The following is a 12,609-nucleotide window of genomic DNA, read 5'->3' as shown; positions in this document are numbered from 1 at the left end:
GTAACGCCGCATACCGACGTCGCACGGCTGGGGCACAATTGCCACGCCCGTCAGCAGTTTGTGGGACAATGCACGCTTTGTCCGAGATCGGCACCAGCACCGTCGGCGTATGCATTTGAAGCCATTACAGCCACTGAGCGGTGCAATTTTATCGTCATTAAGAGAGGATTTTTCAATGTCCCAATTCCGTTTCGCCCGCCTTGCCATGATGCTGGCCGCCCTTGGCCTGAACGCCGCGCCGGCCCTGATGCACAGCGCGTCGGCGCAGGACAAGAAAGCCGAGGCGCCCGCGCCGAAGCCTGACTCCGTCCGCCCGGAACTGTACAAGCTGCTCGACCCGGCGCAGATCAAGCCGCTGATGGACGCGAAGAACTATGGCGAGGTGAAGAACCGCATCACCCAGGCCGAAGCGTTCCCGGACAAGACGCCGTACGAGACCTATGTGCTGAACCGTATGAAGTTGTCGCTGGGCACGTCGACGGGCGACGACCAGATGGCGATCGGCGCGCTGGAAGCGATCCTGGCGTCGGGCAAGCTGCCGGACGCGGACAAGGGCAACTTCACGCAGGCGCTGGCCACGATGTATTACAACGCCAAGAATTATCCGAAGGCGATCGAGCTGTACAAGCAGATCCAGGCATCGGGCAAGTCGACGGACCAGATCAACTCGGCGCTGATCCGCTCGTACTACCTGAGCGGCGACTACGCGTCGGCGCTGAAAGCCCAGGAACCGGTGCTGCAGGCAGCGGAACAGGCCGGCAAGACCCCGACCCAGGAAGACCTGCGCCTGTACGCGTCGGCCGCGAACAAGGTCAAGGATGACGCCGCCTACCTGCGCGGCCTGGAAAAACTGGCCGCCTACTACCCGACCGACGATTTCTGGACCGACCTGATCAGCCGCGGCATCGTGCGCAAGCCGGGCTTCCAGGACGCCAACATTCCTGACGTGCTGCGTCTCGAATTCGCGGCCGTCAAGCAGATGTCGTCGGACGCCTACACGGAACTGGCCGAGCTGGCCATGAAGGATGGCTTCCCGACCGAAGCGAAGAAGGTCGTCGACGCGGGCTTCGCCGCCGGCGTGCTGGGCACGGGCAGCGGCGCCGCCAAGGACCGCCAGCTGCGCGACCGCGCCACCAAGGAAGCCGCAAGCGATGCGAAAAACATCGCCGCGGGCGAAGCGGGCGCCGCCAAGGCCAAGACCGGTGCTGGTCTCGTCAACCTGGGCTGGGCGTACGTCACGATGGACCAGTTCGACAAGGGCATCCCGTTCATCCAGCAAGGTATCGCCAAGGGCGGCCTGAAGTCGCCGGACGAAGCCAAGCTGCGCCTGGGCATGGCCTACGCGAAAGCCGGCCAGAAGGACAAGGCCATCGAGACCTTCCAGCAAGTGAAAGCGGGCGGCGGCCTGTCCGACACGGCCAAGTACTGGATCCTGCTGCTGAACCACCCGACGGGTGCGATGGCGGCCAAGTAATCCCGGCCGGATCACCGGCAGACAAGGCGGCGCGAACTACGGTTCGCGCCGCTTTTTTTCGTCTGTGTGAATTACCGTACGGGCAGAGCCGGAGCATGCGGCCGATAATCGCCGCAACTCTACTGAAAAGGGCGGCCATGACGACCGTACGCAAGGGCCAGGCGCCCGCGAAGCTCACCCGCGACGAGTTCCACGTCGTTTTTTCACGCGACTTCTACGATCCCGCCTACCAGGCCGTCGCCAAGGAACTGGCAGCCGTCGAAGAGGTCGCGTGGCGGGCCTACGTCGATTCGCACAAGGCGCCGATCACGGTGAAGGCCGGCCCCGGGTTCGCCGACCCGGACTACGATTTATCCGTCGAATGGAAAGAGGCGCACGACCGCCTGCTGGCCGCCGAGGCCCGCCAGAAAGATCCCGCGACGCCGAGCCGCATCCTCTTGATTAATGGCGCGGCGCGCAACGACGGCAGCTGCCCGGGCGAGATCTCGAAGACGTGGCGGCTCGCGACGCTGTGCGAGGCCGCCATCGCGGCCGAGGGCATGGAGACGGACCTGCTCGACCTGTCGCGCCTCATTTCCGACTACGACCGCCACATCCACCCGTGCAAGGCCTGCGTGTCGACGGCGATGCCGCTGTGCCATTGGCCGTGCAGCTGCTACCCGAACCATTCGCTGAACCAGGAAAACGACTGGATGAACGAGATCTACGAGCGCTGGGTGGCCGCGCACGGGGTCATCATCCTCACGCCGACGTACTGGTACCAGTCACCCTCCGTGCTGAAGCTGATGATCGACCGCCTCGTGTGCGCCGACGGCGGCAACCCCGATCCCACCTCCACGCACGGCAAGAAGGCGGAAGAAGCGAAGGCGCTGGAGCAGGACTGGCACTATCCGAAGCATCTCGCGGGACGCGTCTACGGTCTCGTCGTGCATGGCGACGTGGCCGGCATCGAATCGACGCGGCGCTCGCTGTCCGACTGGCTCGACTGGATGGGCCTGATCGACGCGGGCCCCACCGCCCTGCTCGACCGCTACGTCGGCTATTACGAAGCGTATGCGGACAGCCACGCCACGCTCGACAAGGACACGGCGTTCCAGGACGAGGTGCGCAACGTGGCGCGCTCGGTGTCGGCGGCCGTCGCCGCGGTGCGCTCGGGCAAGCTGTTGCAGCCGGACCGGAAGCTGGCCAATCCCCGGCCGAAGTGACGGGCGGTCTTTTTTTGGTATCATCCGGGGATCGCTTGCCAATGAACCCCGCCGCATGTCCCACCTCGCGCAGCTGATGCACCAGCTCTCCGCCACCAGCAACCTGCCGCTCTACCAGCAATTGCAGCGCGCCCTGCGCGACGCGATCGACCGGGGCGTCTACGGCCCGGCGGAAGCCTTGCCGGCCGAGCGCCAGCTCGCGGCCGAACTGGACGTCTCGCGCATCACGGTGCGCAAGGCGATCGACGGCCTCGTCGAGGAAGGCCTGCTCGTGCGCCGCGCGGGGTCAGGCAATTTCATCAACACGCGCATCGAAAAGAATTTCGCGAAGCTGACGTCGTTTTCGGAAGACATGCGCTCGCGCGGCCGTACGCCGCGCAGCGTCTGGCTCAAGCGCTCGGAAGGATTGGTGACGCCGGAAGAAGCGCTGCGTCTCGGTCTCTCGCCGGGCGCCGCCGTCTATCGCTTCAACCGCATCCGCTACGCCGACGACATGCCGATGTGCCTGGAATACGCGACCATTGCCGCGTCCGCCCTGCCCTCGCTGGATGCGGTGGACGTGTCGATGTACGAAGCGCTGGAAGCGAACGGCAAGCGCCCCGTGCGCGCGCTGCAGCGCCTGTCCGCGCTGCTGCTGAACGCCGAGCAGGCGAAGCTGCTGCAATCGCGGGAAGGCGATGCGGGCCTGTGCGTGGAACGGCTGGGCTTTCTGCCAGACGGCCAGGCCGTGGAATTCTGCCGCTCCTATTTTCGGGGCGACATGTACGACTTCGTGGCCGAGCTGAGCGCCGGCTGATCAACTTTTACAACAACAACGCCATGACCAACCTGACCTACGAAGCCTATCTCGACGAAGTCGCCACCCTGCTGACCGAGCTGTACGACCTCGACGACGCCACCGCCATCAAGCTCGTCGTCGACGCGCAGGCGGCCGAGTATTTTTCGCCGCACGACGACCATCCGGACATGCGGACGCTCACGCGTGCGCGCGAGGATGCCGTGGCGTTATACAAGGCACGCCAGGCCCGGGTGAGCACGCAAGCGAAGCAACAGCGCGCCACCCACAAGAAACGGTAGGCAAACGCCCGTCAGATCGCCGTCAGGCCGCCATCGATGGCCAGTTGGTGGCCGGTGACGAACGACGCCTGCTCCGAGCATAGCCACAGCGCCGCGTTGGCGATTTCGGACGGGTCGGCGATGCGTCCCATCGGATGCGCCGCCTTGAGCCTCTTGTCGCGCCCCGGCTCGCGCTCGAGCATGCGCGCCAGCATCGGGGTCTTGACGGCGCCCGGGCACACGCTGTTGACGCGGATGCCGTCCTTGGCATATTCGACGGCCGCGCTCTTCGTCAGGCCGACGACGGCGTGCTTGGACGCCGAGTAGATCGCGCGGTGCGGTGCCGCCACGAGGCCGCCGGCGTCCGCGATGTTGACGATCACGCCGCCGCCTTCCTGCTTGAGCATCTGGCGCAGCTGGCTCTTCATGCACAGCCAGACACCCTTGACGTTGACGCCCATGATGCGGTCGAACTGGTCGTCCTCGCCTTCGGCCAGCGGCAGGTATTCTTCCTCGACAGCGGCGCCATTGACGGCGCAGTCGATGCGGCCGTAATGGCCGACCGCCTTGTCCATCAAGGCCTCGACGTCCGCCGCGACCGTGACATTGGATTTCACAAACAGCGCCTTGCCGCCCGCTTCGACGATCAGGGCCGCAGTCATGTGGCCGCCGTCGACCGACGTGTCGGCGATGACGACACAGGCGCCCGCGCGTCCGAATGCCAGCGCCGTCGCCCGGCCGATGCCGCTGGCGCCCCCGGTTACCAGCACTACCTTGCCTGCATACGAAATGCCGCTCGGAGTCTGCTTGGTCATGCCCTTCATCATGCTTCCTTTTCAATATCCCGACGCAAGCTTTGCTTCCTACAAGCAATACTGCGCTCAGGCAACATGATAGCGCCCGTCCCGGGCATTGACCAAGTTTCTCAGCCATTCTGCAAGTTAATGAACGGCCGAGTGTTGCAATCAGGGTGCAGGTTTCACTTTTGCCTTGTCTCCAGCCATGACGACGGACATCTTCGCGGGGTCGACCGCCTTGCGGAATGCTGCGTTCAGCTGGGGCAAGGTGACGGCCATCAAACGCTGCTCGAACTCGGCCGACCACTCGAACGTGCGGCCGCGATACATGTACGACGTCCAGCCGGCGGCCAGCGCGCCGTCGTCGGCACGGTTCTGGATCCTCTGTTGCATCAGACCCGACTTGGCGCCGGCGAGTTCCGCCGTCGTGAAGCCATCCTTGAGCACGCGCAGGAGTTCCTCGCGCACGGCGGCGTCCACCTTGGCCAGGTTCTGCGGCGCGGCGATGGCGCTGATCGCGAACATGCCGGCACGGTCGAGGTCGCCGGGGACAAGGTTCGAACCACCGCCATACGACAGCCCCTCTTTCTGGCGGATGCGGTCCATCAGGCGCGAGCGCATGCCGCCCCCGCCGAAGATGTAATCGGCCAGCATCAGCGCCGGATAATCCGGATCCTCGACGTTGAGATCGACGTTGATCCGCGCCGTATAAAAACCGTTTTCCTTGTCGGGCGTATTCAGGAACGTATGGATGGGCGCGATGTCGCCGTTCTTGCGCAGCACGGGCGCCACGTGCATCGGGGCCTTCCACCCGCCGAACAGCTGGTCGACGAGCGGCGCGATCGCCTGCGCATCGAAATCGCCCACGATGGCCATCTCGGCCGGCACGGTGCCGTAGTAGTCGCGGTGGAAGGCCTTGACCTGGTCCAGCGTCGCGCCCTTGAGGTCCGCAAGATCTTCCTCGAGCGTCGTTTCGTGGCGGATATCGCCCTTGGGATAAACATCAAAATGCTCGTTCAGCGCGCGCGATGCCACGTTGGTCGGCTCGCTGCGGCTCGCTTCCAGCCCGACGATCGATTGCTGGCGCAATTGTTCGAATTCGGCAGCCGGAAAGCTCGGTTCGCGCAGCACGTGGGCGACGAGTTTCAGCGCTTCGGGCAGGTTGTCGCGCGTCGTCTGGAAGTGCGTGAGGCTGCCGGAAATCTTGAGCTTGTCGAAGGCGTCGGCCAGCTGCACGCGGTCGTACTTCGTCGTGCCGCGCATCAGCATCGCGTTCGTCAGCCCCGGCAGTGCCGCCTTGCCGAACAGGTTCTGCTCGTCGCCGATGTGCTGGCGCAGGTCGACGGTGACCGTCTGGCCGCGGTTCTTCTTCGGCAGCAAGGCCAGTTTCACCCCGCCCGCCGTCGTCAGCGTCGTGCGTTTCATGATGTTGGCCTGGCTCGGATCGAAGTCCTCGGCGCTCAGGGTGGATGCCTGCGGCTTGAAATCCTTGAGCAGGCTTTGCACGCTGGGCGCGGGCGGGATGACGGCGCGTTGTGGATTGTCGTCCGGGATGAACTCGCCCGTGACGCGGTTATCGCGCTTGAAATAGCGCCCCGCTGCCGCGGCAACCTGTTCCGACGTAATCTTGTTGACGCGGTCGCGGCCGACGAAGAACAGGCGCCAGTCGCCCAGCGCAATCACTTCCGACAGTGCGACGCCGACCTGCTGCGGATCGTTCAGGCTGCGCTCGAATTCGTTCAGGAAGGTGCGCTTCGTGCGCTCCATTTCTTCCGGCGTCGGCGGGTTCTTGGCAAACTCTTCCACGGCCTGCGTGAGGGCGGCGCGCACGGGTTCGAGCGGCGCGTCCTTCTTCACCACGGCGCCGAAGTATTGCAGGCCGGGCGCATAGCCCGTCTGGCCATAGGCGAATACCTGGCTCGCCTTGCCCGTCTCGACGAGCAGCTTGTGGAGGCGGCCCGTCGGCGAATCGCCGAGGATGGTCGAGGCGAAACTCAGCACGTCGCTGTCGTCGTGCAGGCCGGACGGCACCTTGTAGCCGAGCGCGACGATCTGCACGTCGCCCTGGCGCCGCACGGTGAACGTACGGTCGCCGTCCTGCGTGGGCTCGACCGTCCAGAATTCCGGCAACGTGCGTTTCGGCTTCGGGATCGCGCCGAACAGGCGGTTGATCGACAGCAGGGTTTTCGCGGGATCGAACTTGCCCGCGACGAGCAGCACGGCATTGTCCGGCTGGTAATACGTGTGATAAAAATTCTGCAGGTTCGAGATCCCGACGTTCTCGATGTCGCTCTTGTTGCCGATCGTCGAGCGGCCATACGAATGCCAGTCGTAGGCCACGCTCTGCATGCGCTTCATGAGGACGGCACCCGGCGAGTTCTCGCCGTTTTCGTACTCGTTGCGCACGACCGTCATTTCGGAATCGAGGTCCTTCTTCGCGATGCTGGAATGCGTCATGCGGTCCGCTTCCATGCCCAGCGCCCAGTTGAGGTTATCGTCCGACGCCTGGAACACTTCGTAGTAATTCGTGCGGTCGAGCGACGTCGTGCCGTTGAACTGCATGCCGCGGTCCTGGAACTGGCGCGTGATGTCGGGGTGCTTCGGGCTCCCCTTGAACATCAGGTGTTCCAGCAGGTGGGCCATGCCCGTCTCGCCATAATTCTCGTGGCGCGAGCCGACGAGGTACGTGACGTTGACGGTGACGGTGGGTCGCGACGAATCGGGGAACAGCAGCACTTTCAGGCCGTTCGGCAGGCGGTACTCCGTGATGCCTTCGACGGACGGGCCTTGCACGACGCCCTTGGGCAGGTCGAAAGCGAAGGCGCTGCCGGCCGCGATGAACGTCAGGCCGCCCGCGACCGTATAAGCGGCCAGGCCGCGCTGGAAAAACGTCAAGCTCATGTCACTCCGTCAGTTACTGTTGTCCTCGGGACATGGTAACAGACGGGTACTTAGGCCAGGCTTACCATTATTGCCGCACCCGGCGTTCGTGCTGTTGCTGGTAAGGGCTGATGCGGGCGAGGTCTTCCATTTCCTCGGCCAGGAAGCCGAGCAGGTCGTCCGCGCTGACGATGCCCGCGAGGCGCCCGCCCTCGCCCACGACGGGCACGCGCCGGATGCCGCGCAGGCGCATGCGTTCGATGGTGACGGAGACGTCGTCGTGCTCGTCGGCCGTGAGCAGGTCGTCCGTCATGATGTCGCCGACCTGCAGGCCGGCCGGATCGAGGCCGAGGGCGACGACGGAGACGACGATGTCGCGGTCCGTGACGATGCCGGCGGGCGTGCGTTCGCCATCGACGTCGTCGACGACGACGATGTCGCCCACGTGATGTTTGCGCATGAGTAAGGCCGCACCCTGCACGCTTTCATCGCGGGCGCAGCAGACGGTGTCGACCGTGCAGAGTTTTCCGACTTCCATGGCGAGCTCCAACGTCAAACGTTCAAGCTACCCATGGTGCATCGATGAGGGTTTGAGGTAGATCAGGACTTCTTTTTTTCGTCCGCCGGCGGGACGAAGCACGCCTCGACGACTTGCAGGTCGTTGTCTTTGGCGAAATTGCACACGAAGTGGTAGGCCAGCGGTTCGATGCTTTTGAGGGCATTGTTCACGACGACCGCCTTGACACCGTTCACGACGGTCGGGTGCACGTAGGGCGAGAACTTCAGGTGGGCGTTCGGGCCACCGCTGCCGGCCGGCCGGAAACACGACATGACGCCGCACAGACGCTCGGCCCAGTCACTCGGGCGGAATTGCCTGCCCTTACTTGTCACGCCGAGAATGAAGAATTCGTCGGCGCCTTTCCCGGTTTGCGGTGAGTCGGCCATAGTGCGGCTTCTGAAACAAAGGCGTGGATGAGAACAACCCGACTATTATATCTTATAGAAGACCTGCGGACGAGCCCCATGTGCCGGCTCTTGTCGAACCGGCACGATGGACATCAACCGAGCAGGACTGCGCCCGACAGCAACAGCAGGAGCAGCATCCATAATAACAGCGCGCGCCAGACCAGGCCGACCGTACTTTGCAGTGCGCGCACGCTCGGCTCGTCGCCGGGCAGCATGTCGTCCTCGCTGGCGGTGCTGTCGACCGTCGCCGCGTCGGCCGGCAGGACGTGCGGCGCGTTCTCGGCCGGGCTGCCGAGGCGCACGCCCATCGCGCCGCCGCCCGCGGCCAGGATGATGCCTTTCGATTCGTCGGTCCAACGATTGGCGAAATTGCGCCACGCATAGATCGCATCCTCGAAATTGCCGACCACGGCAAACGCGATCGCCGTCAGGCGCACTGGGATCCAGTCGATCCAGTAGAACGCACGGGCCGCGAACTGGCCGAATGCCTCGTTGCGCATATGATCCGGTTCGTTCCACGCGCGCGCGAGGTATTCGGACACGCGGTACATGACGGCGCAGGCCGGGCCCAGCGGCATCAGGAACCAGAAGAACACGCCGAACACGTTGCGGTGCGTCGTGATCAGGGATTTTTCGACGGCGATGCGGGCGATCTCGGCGGTATCCATGCCGACCGTGTCGATCCTGGCCCACTCGGCCAGGAGTGTCCGCGCCGTCGCCTCGTCGCCCGCGTTGAGGGCGAACTGGATCGACGTGAAGTAATGGCTGTAGTGGCGGAAACCGAGCGTCAGGTAGACGATCAGCACGTTCCAGGCGAACGCGGCGAACACGAAGCGGTAGTACACGAGGACGCCGTAGATGACGGCCGTCGGCACCATCAGCGCGGCCATCATCAGGAACCAGCCCAGCCGGCCATGACTGACCTGGCCGGCATTGAACCAGCTCTCGATCTTCATGGCAAAGCGCTTGATCTCGGCGTAGATCTGGTTATCCGCGCGCAGCGGCTTCAGCTGTTCGATGAGCAGCGCGCACAGAATGGAGAAAAAAGTCATGCACGGTCCTTTGTACGTTGTTGCCTTACTTCATTTGCCCGCTAGGGTAGCGCAGAGACCGACCGGAGTCTATGCCCATTAAGGCACCTCGAAAAACCGTCACGAGCGGCAGCAGATTTGGCCGAGAAGCGCAGCTGTACGAAAGTACAGTGAGCATCGCAGGGCTAGGCGCCCCCGCCAATATGCAACGCGCAGCAGGTTTTTCGACGTGCCTGGTCAGGCGCGTAACAAATGAAACAAATTCCGGAGCATACCTGCTGTCGCTCCCCAGATGAAGAAGCGTTCGTACGGCATCGCATAAAAACTGCGGCGGCCGGCGCCGTCCGGCAGGTCGAACGACATGATCTGGTGGTTCATGCCGTCCATGAGGAACCGCAAGGGCACTTCGAAGATGTCGGCCACTTCGTTCGATTCGGCCGTGAGGTCGAACGGCGGCGTGACGAGGCCCACGACGGGCGTGACGATGTAGGCGGACGCGGTGACGTGGTCGGGCAGCACGCCGACGATCTCGACGTGGCGGCGCGTGAGGCCGATCTCTTCCTCCGTCTCGCGCAGCGCGGTCTCGATGGGCGACGAGTCGTCCTCTTCCGCACGGCCGCCGGGGAAGCTGACCTGGCCGGCGTGGTTGCTCAGGTGTTCGGTGCGCTGCGTCAACAAGACCGTGAGGCCGTCCGGCCGGCGCACGAGGGGCACGAGGACGGCCGCGCGGCGCAGCGTGGGGAAGCGCTCGCGCATGTCCTCGGGCAATTCCGGCACCCACGACGACGGATGGGCGAGGCGCTCGCGCAGCCAGGCCACCTCCAGGCGCTCGGCCGGCAACGCGGGCTCGCCGGCGATCGCGTCGACGGGCAGGCGCTTGGGATCGATATGCAATTTTGCCAAAGGCTGTCTCCAAAAGAAAAAGGCATCCGACCGGATGCCTTTTCCCTAGCACAGACGCTATTACTTCGCAGCAGCGGTCGTAGCGACTTTGCGAGTCGGCAGTTTCTCTTTGATACGTGCCGATTTGCCCGAACGCTCGCGCAGGTAGTACAGCTTCGCACGACGCACGTCACCACGACGCTTCACTTCGATCGAAGCGATCAGCGGCGAGTACAGCTGGAACGTACGCTCGACGCCTTCGCCCGACGAGATCTTGCGAACGATGAAGTTCGAGTTCAGGCCGCGGTTACGACGCGAGATGACGACGCCTTCGTATGCCTGGGCGCGCTTGCGGTTGCCTTCGACGACGTTGACGCTGACGACAACGGTGTCGCCCGGTGCGAAATCAGGGATGTTGCGGCCGAGGCGCGCAATCTCTTCTTGCTCGAGTTGCTGGATCAGATCCATTTGTATGACTCCTATTACCATCTTGCCGGCGCGTTCGATGCCCGGTAGAGGATGGGATTAAAACACGCGATACCCCGATGGGCACCGCCTTTATTCCGCGACCTTTTGCAAGGTTGCGAGAAACTGCTCGTCGGCCTTCGTCAGCAGACCGGCGTCACGCGTCTTGTCCAGCAGATCCGGCCGTTTCTTCGCGGTCGCCTCCAGCATACGCTGGCGGCGCCACTTCATGATCTCGGCGTGGTTGCCACCCATCAGCACGGGCGGCACGGCCACGCCTTCATAGACTTCCGGACGCGTGTAATGCGGCGAATCCAGCAGGCCGTTGACAAAACTGTCTTCGACCGCGGACGCGTCGTCACCCAGCACACCGGGCAACTGCCGCACCACGGCATCCATCAGCGCCATCGCAGGGAGTTCTCCGCCGGACAGCACGAAATCGCCGAGGGAGACTTCCTCGTCGACGACACGGTCCAGCAAACGCTGGTCGACCGCTTCGTAGCGTCCGCACAGCACGACGAGACCGGGCTCGTGCTTCAAGCCCATCACACGTTCGTGCGTCAGCGGTTTGCCTTGCGGCGACATGAACACGACGCGCGGTGCGGGCAAGCCCATGTCGATCTGGCGCTGCTTCGCCGCGTTGATCGTCGCTTCGAGCGGCCTGGCCAGCATCACCATGCCGGGACCGCCGCCATACGGGCGATCGTCCACGGTGCGGTGGCGGTCCGTCGTGAAATCGCGCGGATTCCAGATCGACAGGTTCCACAGGCCCTGCTCGTGCGCGCGCCGGGTCACGCCCGACTGCGTCAATGCGGCAAACATTTCGGGAAACAAGCTCACGACGTCAAACTGCATCGGGACCTCGCTTCAGGTGGACGGGATCAATAATCCAGGCCCCAGTCCAGGGTAATCACTTTGGCTTGCAAGTCGACCGTCTTGACGTACTGGTCCACGAACGGCACCAGCCGCTCCGGCGCTTTCGCATCGGGAGCGGCGTTCGGATCGGGCACGGGCGTGATCCGCAGGATGGACTGCGCGCCATTGTGCATCATGTCGGAGACCTTGCCGAGCGCTTCGCCCTGCAAGTTGACCGTATCCAAGCCGATCAGGTCGGTCCAGTAATACTCGTCTTCCGGGAGTTCCGGAAAGTCCGATCGCGAGACCTGCACCGTGGCACCCTTGAGCGCCTCGGCCGCTTCGCGGTCGTTCACATCGACCAGCGTGGCCGTCACGTCGCCGCTGTGGTACTTCGCGTTCCGCATTTGCACGGGACGCAGCGACGGCTTGTCGATCCACCAGGTTTTGACGCTCAGCAGCGCATCCGCATCCATCGAATAGGGCGTCACGCGGACGCCGCCCCGGAGCCCGTAGGCGCCGGTGATGTGGCCGACCTGGATCAGGTCGTCAGGCACCGCTTGCGCGGATGCCGATGTCGAATGTGCTGCAGAATCGGTCAAACCGTAAAACCTTCGCTGTATTAGGCAGCAGCCTTTTGCGTAGCCACCAGGCGAGCAACAGCCGGCGACAGCTGTGCGCCCACGCCTTGCCAGTACGACAGGCGGTCAGCGGTGACGTTCAGGGCGACTTCTTTGCCCGAAGCCATCGGGTTGTAGTAACCGATGCGCTCGATGAAACGGCCGTCGCGGCGATTGCGCGAGTCGGTTGCAACGATGTTGTAGAACGGGCGCTTCTTGGCACCACCACGAGCTAAACGAATAACGACCATAATATTTCCAAAAGTAAGCTGGACGGAGAAAGCCGACGATTATAGCGCGCTCTATCCTGCATCAGCAAGCATTTACATAAAAACCAAGAACGCTGGCGCGCAGTCCCGGCCGAATCCAAGATTATCG

At 63.8% G+C, this 12,609-nt stretch carries 14 protein-coding genes; 4 read left to right on the top strand and 10 right to left on the bottom strand.

The window, feature by feature from the left end; translation table 11 throughout:
• Positions 1 to 175 precede the first annotated feature (175 nt).
• The 4 genes from ASD28_RS14560 to ASD28_RS14545 all read left to right on the top strand — a co-directional run bounded on the left by ASD28_RS14560 (position 176) and on the right by ASD28_RS14545 (position 3,756).
• Complete coding sequence (locus ASD28_RS14560) at positions 176 to 1,474, top strand: tetratricopeptide repeat protein (RefSeq protein ID WP_056129057.1); 1,299 nt, start codon at positions 176 to 178, stop codon at positions 1,472 to 1,474.
• Between the two features lie 137 nt (positions 1,475 to 1,611).
• Positions 1,612 to 2,679, top strand: coding sequence for a flavodoxin family protein (locus tag ASD28_RS14555; protein ID WP_056129055.1), 1,068 nt, complete (start codon positions 1,612 to 1,614; stop codon positions 2,677 to 2,679).
• Positions 2,680 to 2,734: 55 nt separating this feature from the next.
• Positions 2,735 to 3,475: a GntR family transcriptional regulator gene (locus ASD28_RS14550; RefSeq protein ID WP_056129052.1), complete on the top strand. Its 741-nt coding sequence runs from the start codon at positions 2,735 to 2,737 to the stop codon at positions 3,473 to 3,475.
• 23 nt (positions 3,476 to 3,498) lie between these two features.
• Positions 3,499 to 3,756, top strand: a complete 258-nt coding sequence (locus ASD28_RS14545; RefSeq protein WP_371764848.1) for a hypothetical protein — start codon at positions 3,499 to 3,501, stop codon at positions 3,754 to 3,756.
• Between the two features lie 11 nt (positions 3,757 to 3,767).
• On the opposite strand, the gene ASD28_RS14540 is transcribed toward ASD28_RS14545, so the two are convergent.
• The 10 genes from ASD28_RS14540 to rpsP form a co-directional block, all read right to left on the bottom strand.
• Positions 3,768 to 4,550, bottom strand: a complete 783-nt coding sequence (locus ASD28_RS14540) for an SDR family oxidoreductase (RefSeq protein ID WP_056129166.1) — start codon at positions 4,548 to 4,550, stop codon at positions 3,768 to 3,770.
• Positions 4,551 to 4,700: 150 nt separating this feature from the next.
• Positions 4,701 to 7,433: a pitrilysin family protein gene (locus ASD28_RS14535; RefSeq protein ID WP_056129049.1), complete on the bottom strand. Its 2,733-nt coding sequence runs from the start codon at positions 7,431 to 7,433 to the stop codon at positions 4,701 to 4,703.
• A gap of 67 nt (positions 7,434 to 7,500) precedes the next feature.
• Positions 7,501 to 7,950 (bottom strand): CBS domain-containing protein, encoded by a 450-nt coding sequence (locus ASD28_RS14530; protein WP_056129047.1) that lies wholly within the window; start codon positions 7,948 to 7,950, stop codon positions 7,501 to 7,503.
• A gap of 62 nt (positions 7,951 to 8,012) precedes the next feature.
• The gene (locus ASD28_RS14525; protein WP_056129044.1) at positions 8,013 to 8,357 is read right to left on the bottom strand and encodes a DUF3579 domain-containing protein; all 345 of its coding nucleotides are present in this window, start codon (positions 8,355 to 8,357) and stop codon (positions 8,013 to 8,015) included.
• 113 nt (positions 8,358 to 8,470) lie between these two features.
• Positions 8,471 to 9,430 carry a CobD/CbiB family protein gene (locus ASD28_RS14520; RefSeq protein WP_056129041.1) on the bottom strand — a complete coding sequence of 320 codons (960 nt, stop codon included), beginning with the start codon at positions 9,428 to 9,430 and terminating at the stop codon, positions 8,471 to 8,473.
• Positions 9,431 to 9,646: 216 nt separating this feature from the next.
• Positions 9,647 to 10,312 carry a CoA pyrophosphatase gene (locus ASD28_RS14515; RefSeq protein ID WP_056129038.1) on the bottom strand — a complete coding sequence of 222 codons (666 nt, stop codon included), beginning with the start codon at positions 10,310 to 10,312 and terminating at the stop codon, positions 9,647 to 9,649.
• 60 nt (positions 10,313 to 10,372) lie between these two features.
• Positions 10,373 to 10,759, bottom strand: coding sequence for a 50S ribosomal protein L19 (gene rplS / locus ASD28_RS14510; RefSeq protein ID WP_056129035.1), 387 nt, complete (start codon positions 10,757 to 10,759; stop codon positions 10,373 to 10,375).
• A gap of 90 nt (positions 10,760 to 10,849) precedes the next feature.
• On the bottom strand, positions 10,850 to 11,611 hold the full coding sequence (trmD, locus tag ASD28_RS14505) for a tRNA (guanosine(37)-N1)-methyltransferase TrmD (RefSeq protein WP_056129032.1): 762 nt from the start codon (positions 11,609 to 11,611) through the stop codon (positions 10,850 to 10,852).
• Between the two features lie 26 nt (positions 11,612 to 11,637).
• Positions 11,638 to 12,168, bottom strand: coding sequence for a ribosome maturation factor RimM (gene rimM / locus ASD28_RS14500; RefSeq protein ID WP_229412273.1), 531 nt, complete (start codon positions 12,166 to 12,168; stop codon positions 11,638 to 11,640).
• 65 nt (positions 12,169 to 12,233) lie between these two features.
• The gene (rpsP, locus tag ASD28_RS14495; protein ID WP_036238507.1) at positions 12,234 to 12,482 is read right to left on the bottom strand and encodes a 30S ribosomal protein S16; all 249 of its coding nucleotides are present in this window, start codon (positions 12,480 to 12,482) and stop codon (positions 12,234 to 12,236) included.
• Positions 12,483 to 12,609 lie beyond the last annotated feature (127 nt).

Source organism: Massilia sp. Root133, from assembly GCF_001426525.1.
GTDB classification, from domain to species: Bacteria; Pseudomonadota; Gammaproteobacteria; order Burkholderiales; family Burkholderiaceae_D; genus Telluria; species Telluria orientalis.
The sequence above is the reverse complement of the archived record's forward strand: the minus strand, read 5'-3'. Positions and strand labels throughout refer to the sequence as shown.

Excerpts from the sequence above, each read along its gene's own strand:
- ASD28_RS14535 (WP_056129049.1), bottom strand. The coding sequence starts at position 7,433 with ATGAGCTTGACGTTTTTCCAGCGCGGCCTGGCCGCTTATACGGTCGCG.
- ASD28_RS14545 (WP_371764848.1), top strand. The coding sequence starts at position 3,499 with ATGACCAACCTGACCTACGAAGCCTATCTCGACGAAGTCGCCACCCTG.
- ASD28_RS14520 (WP_056129041.1), bottom strand. The coding sequence starts at position 9,430 with ATGACTTTTTTCTCCATTCTGTGCGCGCTGCTCATCGAACAGCTGAAG.
- trmD (WP_056129032.1), bottom strand. The coding sequence starts at position 11,611 with ATGCAGTTTGACGTCGTGAGCTTGTTTCCCGAAATGTTTGCCGCATTG.
- rplS (WP_056129035.1), bottom strand. The coding sequence starts at position 10,759 with ATGGATCTGATCCAGCAACTCGAGCAAGAAGAGATTGCGCGCCTCGGC.
- ASD28_RS14560 (WP_056129057.1), top strand. The coding sequence starts at position 176 with ATGTCCCAATTCCGTTTCGCCCGCCTTGCCATGATGCTGGCCGCCCTT.
- ASD28_RS14550 (WP_056129052.1), top strand. The coding sequence starts at position 2,735 with ATGTCCCACCTCGCGCAGCTGATGCACCAGCTCTCCGCCACCAGCAAC.
- ASD28_RS14530 (WP_056129047.1), bottom strand. The coding sequence starts at position 7,950 with ATGGAAGTCGGAAAACTCTGCACGGTCGACACCGTCTGCTGCGCCCGC.
- ASD28_RS14525 (WP_056129044.1), bottom strand. The coding sequence starts at position 8,357 with ATGGCCGACTCACCGCAAACCGGGAAAGGCGCCGACGAATTCTTCATT.
- ASD28_RS14555 (WP_056129055.1), top strand. The coding sequence starts at position 1,612 with ATGACGACCGTACGCAAGGGCCAGGCGCCCGCGAAGCTCACCCGCGAC.
- ASD28_RS14540 (WP_056129166.1), bottom strand. The coding sequence starts at position 4,550 with ATGACCAAGCAGACTCCGAGCGGCATTTCGTATGCAGGCAAGGTAGTG.
- rpsP (WP_036238507.1), bottom strand. The coding sequence starts at position 12,482 with ATGGTCGTTATTCGTTTAGCTCGTGGTGGTGCCAAGAAGCGCCCGTTC.